The sequence below is a fragment of the Planctomycetia bacterium genome, assembly GCA_034440135.1.
In the GTDB taxonomy this organism is placed as follows: Bacteria; Planctomycetota; Planctomycetia; order Pirellulales; family JALHLM01; genus JALHLM01.
Genome location: JAWXBP010000165.1, coordinates 1 through 5181, shown reverse-complemented (window position 1 = coordinate 5181; position 5181 = coordinate 1). Strand labels below are relative to the sequence as shown.

Below are 5181 nucleotides of genomic sequence, written 5' to 3'. Positions count from 1 at the left end.
TGGGTCGAACACGCCGTCGTTATCGGCGTCGACGTAGACGAACCCGCCGATGCTGGACGCGAGGATTTCGCCGAAGTTGTTGTTAATGCCGTTGAAGTTTGTCGGCAGGACGATGTTGGAGAACACGTCGTTGGCGGTCGTGCCGCCGGGGGTGCCGATGGTGTCTTTGCCGTCGAGGAAGCCGGCGGGCTGCGTCTCGGTCAGGGTGTAGTTGCCGGGACGCAGGTTGGTGAACTGGTAGGCGCCGGCCGCGTCGGTGCTGTCGACGAGGTTGATGGCGTTGCCGAGATCGTCGGTGCCGGTCAACGTAACCGTCGTGTTCGGAATTGGGGCTTCACCGCCGTCGAAGATGCCGTCGTTATCGGCGTCTACGTAGACAAAGCCGGCGATGCTGGACGCGAGGATTTCGCCGAAGTTGTTGTTAATGCCGTTGAAGTTCGTCGGCAGGACGATGTTCGAGAAGACGTCGTTGGCGGTCGTGCCGCCGGGCGTGCCGATGGTGTCTTTACCGTCGAGGAAGCCGGCGGGCTGTGTTTCCGTCAGCGTATATGTGCCGGGGCGGAGATTCTCGAACAAGTAGGCGCCGGCGGCGTCCGTGGTGTCGACTTGGTTGATGGCGTTGCCGAGGTCGTCTGTGCCGGTCAAGGTGACCGTTGTGTTGGGAATCGGGGCTTCGCCGCCGTCGAAGATGCCATCGTTGTCGGCGTCGACGTAGACGAATCCGCCGATGCTGGACGCCAAGATTTCGCCGAAGTTGTTGTTGATGCCGTTGAAGTTGGTGGGCAGGACGATGTTCGAGAACACATCGTTCGCGGTGGTGCCGCCGGGCGTGCCGATGGTGTCTTTGCCGTCCAAGAAACCGGCCGGTTGCGTCTCGGTCAGGGTGTAGTTGCCGGGACGCAGGTTGGTGAACTGGTAGGCGCCGGCGGCGTCGGTGCTGTCGACGAGGTTGATCGCGTTGCCGAGGTCGTCCGTGCCGGTGAGCGTGATGGTGGTGTTCGGGATCGGGGCTTCGCCCGGATCGAACACGCCGTCGTTGTCGGCGTCGACGTAGACAAACCCGGCGATGCTGGAGGCGAGAATTTCGCCGAAGTTGTTGTCTTCGCCGTTGAAGCCGGTTGGCAGAACGATGTTCGAGAAGACGTCGTTGGCGGTCGTACCGCCGGGCGTACCGATGGTGTCTTTGCCGTCCAGGAACCCGGCCGGCTGCGTTTCGGTGATCGTGTACGTGCCGGGGCGGAGATTCTCGAACAAGTATGCGCCGGCCGCGTCGGTGGTGTCGACCTGATTGATCGCGTTGCCGAGGTCGTCGGTGCCGGTGAGCGTGATGGTGGTGTTCGGAATTGGCGCTTCGCCTGGATCGAAGACGCCGTCGTTATCGGCGTCGACGTAGACGAAGCCAGCGATGCTGGAGGCCAGGATTTCGCCGAAGTTGTTATTCACGCCGTCGAAGCTGACGGGCAACACGATGTTCGAGAAGACGTCGTTGGCGGTCGTGCCGCCGGGCGTACCGATCGTGTCCTTGCCGTCGAGGAAGCCGGCGGGCTGCGTTTCGGTGATTGTGTACGTGCCGGCGCGGAGATTGTCGAACAGGTACGCGCCCGTGGCGCTGGTTTGCACGACCAGGTTCACTGCGGCGCCGAGATCGTCCGTGCCGGTGAGCGTGACGGTGGCGTTGGGAATCGGGGGTTCGCCCGGATCGAACACGCCGTCGTTGTCGGTATCGACGTAGACAAAGCCGGCCAGGCTGCCGAGCGCGGTGTTGGCAAAATTCGCTTGCTGCCCAACCGTGAGGATTTGGTCGACTTCAAAGTCGACATCGCGAACGCCGGCGCCGTTGAAGATGATTTCAACGCTGGTCACATTCTCGAACGAGAAGCCATTGGCCGTGGTGAAATTCGCGAACGGCACAAAATGATTGACCGCCGAGATGCTTTCCAGGAACGTCGTGGTGTCTGTGAATGTTGCCGTGCCACCGCCTGGGCTGGTCAGGCGAATCTCGACGCCCAACGCCGTGCCGAGGCCCGGGTCGATGCTGGCGAAGTCCAGCAGCATGCCGGTGGCGAGGCCGTTGTTGGTCAGATCGGTGTTCAATCCCTGGTTGTTGATCAGGCCGGCCGGCGGTCCGACGATGTCGGCGTCGGCGCCGTCGTACTGCAACGTGGCGCTGGTGCCGGGCGAGGCCGAGCCGAAGGAGAACAATCCGGCGATGCCGTTAAAGCCAACGACGACATTCGCGGACAACGGATTCGAGGCGCCGATCACATCAATCAAGGCGTCGCGCTGGCCGCCCAAGGCGCCTGGCACGTTGTGCTTAATGAGCGTCGGGTCGAGATTCAACGCGTTGATGAAGTAGAACTCGGCTGGATCCGGCTCGCTGAAATCGTCGATGCCGACGCCGTTGAGCGTGAAGGCGTTCGTGCCTTGTACCTGGACGGTGTAGAACGACGGGCCGCCGGACTGGTAGAAGCCGGCCGGCACCACTTCGCGGACGAAGTACAGGCCGTCGGCCACGGCGGGGAAGGTGTACGTACCATTCGCGGCGGTGACTTGCGTACCGGCCAGCGTGTCGACGTTGGCGTCGAAGACGCCGTCGCCATTGTCTTGAAAGAGTTCGATGGTCACGCCGGCCAATGGCGTGTCGTCGGCGGAGAAGCCGTTGCCGGTGAGATCCTGAAACTTGATGCCGGTGATATCTGCCGCGAGTAAGTTACGGGCCTCACAGGGTTCGAGTCGCAGCGAGCGCGGACCGGAAACGCGGCGTCCCAACCGGGGCGGCTGGGACGAGACGGCGAGGTGTTTTCGCGACAGAAGTGTTGACCAAAAACCACGTCGGGCGTCGTTTTTCACCGGTGCATTCTCCAGAGATTTTGCCACATCCGCTTACCAACTACCGGCCGCCTAATGGTTTGCGACATGTGTCCCCGGCGGCGTCCGGCTTCCTGCACGGAACAAAACGCAAGCGTTATGCCCGGACGCGGCGTCGCCAGGCGAACGCCGCAATGCTGGCCAGAGCGGCCAGCGCGAAAGCGGACGGTTCCGGCACCGCCCGCAGGTTGTCGATGGTGAAGTCCGCGTCGGTCAGGCCGGCCTGGTTGAACACGAACGTGATGCTGGAGATGTGCGCCGCATCGAATTCCGTGGACGTCAGAAACGAGGCGATCGGCGCCGAAAAGGTGACGGGGTCCGAGGTCTCCGGCGCGAAGTCGTTGAACGTGGCTGACCCGCCGCCGCTGCTGGTCAGCAGGATGTCGACCTTCAGGCCGTCCGGCGAACCGGGCGAATCGATCGACAGGAAGTCGATCTGGAACGAACCGCCCGGCGGCATCGAGAAATCGAGCAGTTCGGCGTTGATCAGCTCGCTGCCGTCGGCGTCGTCGCCGTCGTATTGGAGCGTCGCGACGGAAGCCGGATTGCCGGCCGTGGCGAGATGGAACACGCCGGTCGGGAACGAATCCGGTTCGACACCGAGCAGGAACTGCGCGGACTGAATCGCGGGCGTTCCTAGCACCTGGACGAGCGTGTCGCGCTCGCCCCCGAGCGTGGTCGGCAAGCCGCCGTTCTCCACGGGCTTACCGTTGGGGTAGAACACGGGCGCAGGCGTGCCGACGATGTAAAACGAGCTGGATTGCGACGCGAAATCGTCAATCAAGAAGGGCGCGGCGGACGCAGCGCTGGGGATGCCAAACGCTGTCATCGCCGCGGCTAACGCCGCGAAAGCCCACTGGTGTCTCATGATGGCCGAACCTGATGTTGTGGACGCGAAGCTAGACGCCGAAATTTCGCGACGTCCTTGGGCAACCGGGACCGACAAGTGGCGGAATTACCGCGCCAATTGTGCGTAGTTGGCACAATCCGCGCGGTTTCCCCGAAATGCCCAGCTTCTAGGTGTAATCAGGCTCAAGCCAGCCGTCAAGGAATTTGGGGCGCGAGGGCAATTTAGACAGGAGATTCCGAACGCGCCAGCCGAGAGGCTGGGCCGGGGAGGAGAGCTGCGTCATAATGGCGTTCAACGGCCCTTTGGCCGCGTTCCCAAGGTGACACGCGCATGCCCCCTTCGCAGCCTCGCAACTCGCTCCGGCTGGCCGCCGCGTGGCAAGAACTGCGGCCTAGTTGGCCGAGTTGGTGCATTTCGAGCGTGTTACACGCGGCGCTCTTGATTGCGGCCTACTTGCTGGTCAGCGGCACGACGCCGCAGGGAATCGAGGAGCCGGGTCGCGGGGTGGGCATCGTGCTGACGCCTCGCCGCAGCGCGCATGAAGGATCGTCGACGAGTGTTGCTGATGACGAGAGTGCCGGCAGCGCCTCTGTCGAAACGCCGCTGAGCGGCGTCATTTCCGAGCGACCGCCAATTGATCCGCGCGAGTTGCTGCCGGCGGCCCGGGGGGCGATTGGCACCGATACTGCGGCTAATGCGTCCACTTCCGCTGCTGGGATGGAGCGTGGTTCTGGGCGGCTCGGTTCGTTTGGCGCGGACGGGGCGCGGACCGAGGTGTTTGGATTGACGGCCGTGGGGAACCGCTTTGCGTACGTGTTCGATCGCTCCGGCAGCATGGGCGGACCGGGCGAAAATCTGTTGCAGGCCGCGAAAGCCGAGTTGCTGCGCAGCTTGGATCGCCTCGGCGATTTGCAGCAGTTTCAGATTATTTTTTACAACGAAGCGCCCACGATGATGCAGTTGGCGGCGCAGCCGGGGCGACTGGTGCTGGCGACGGACGACAACAAGTCGCTGGCGCGGGATTTCCTGGGCCGCATCACAGCGGGCGGCGCTACGCGCCACGAAGAGGCGCTGGCGGCAGCGCTACGGATGCATCCGGACGTGATTTTCTTCCTGACGGATGCGGACGAACCGGCGCTCACGAAGGATCAGCTGTTGCGGATCAGTCGCCTGAATGACGACCGGACGACGATTCACACGATTGAATTCGGCCATGGCCCGAAGGTGGGCGGCGAGCAGAATTTTATTGTGCTGCTCGCGGGGCAGAATGGGGGGGAGTATCAGTATGTAGATGTGACGCGGTTGGGGGAGTAGTGGGGGGAGTTTGTAGGTGGAGAAGGTGAAGTAGGTAGTAGGTGAAGTAGGCGTCCATGGTGCGCTGGATGACGTGCGGAAAGGGAGACCTTCGGTCGGGCCGGTGGCACGGTCGGGAGACCGTGCCACAATCATGGACCATTGGTATC

3 protein-coding genes are annotated in these 5181 nt (G+C 62.9%); 1 reads left to right on the top strand and 2 read right to left on the bottom strand.

Annotated features, from left to right (window positions below):
- On the bottom strand, positions 1-2850 hold a 2850-nt coding region (locus tag SGJ19_09495), incomplete at its 3' end, for an SdrD B-like domain-containing protein (protein MDZ4780472.1).
- Positions 2851-2965: 115 nt separating this feature from the next.
- Positions 2966-3736 carry a PEP-CTERM sorting domain-containing protein gene (locus tag SGJ19_09490; GenBank protein MDZ4780471.1) on the bottom strand — a complete coding sequence of 257 codons (771 nt, stop codon included), beginning with the start codon at positions 3734-3736 and terminating at the stop codon, positions 2966-2968.
- Between the two features lie 312 nt (positions 3737-4048).
- On the opposite strand from SGJ19_09490, the gene SGJ19_09485 reads away from it, so the two are divergent.
- The gene (locus SGJ19_09485; protein ID MDZ4780470.1) at positions 4049-5032 is read left to right on the top strand and encodes a hypothetical protein; all 984 of its coding nucleotides are present in this window, start codon (positions 4049-4051) and stop codon (positions 5030-5032) included.
- Positions 5033-5181 lie beyond the last annotated feature (149 nt).

Coding starts and splice junctions, on each gene's coding strand:
- SGJ19_09490 (MDZ4780471.1), bottom strand. CDS start 3,736: ATGAGACACCAGTGGGCTTTCGCGGCGTTAGCCGCGGCGATGACAGCG.
- SGJ19_09485 (MDZ4780470.1), top strand. CDS start 4,049: ATGCCCCCTTCGCAGCCTCGCAACTCGCTCCGGCTGGCCGCCGCGTGG.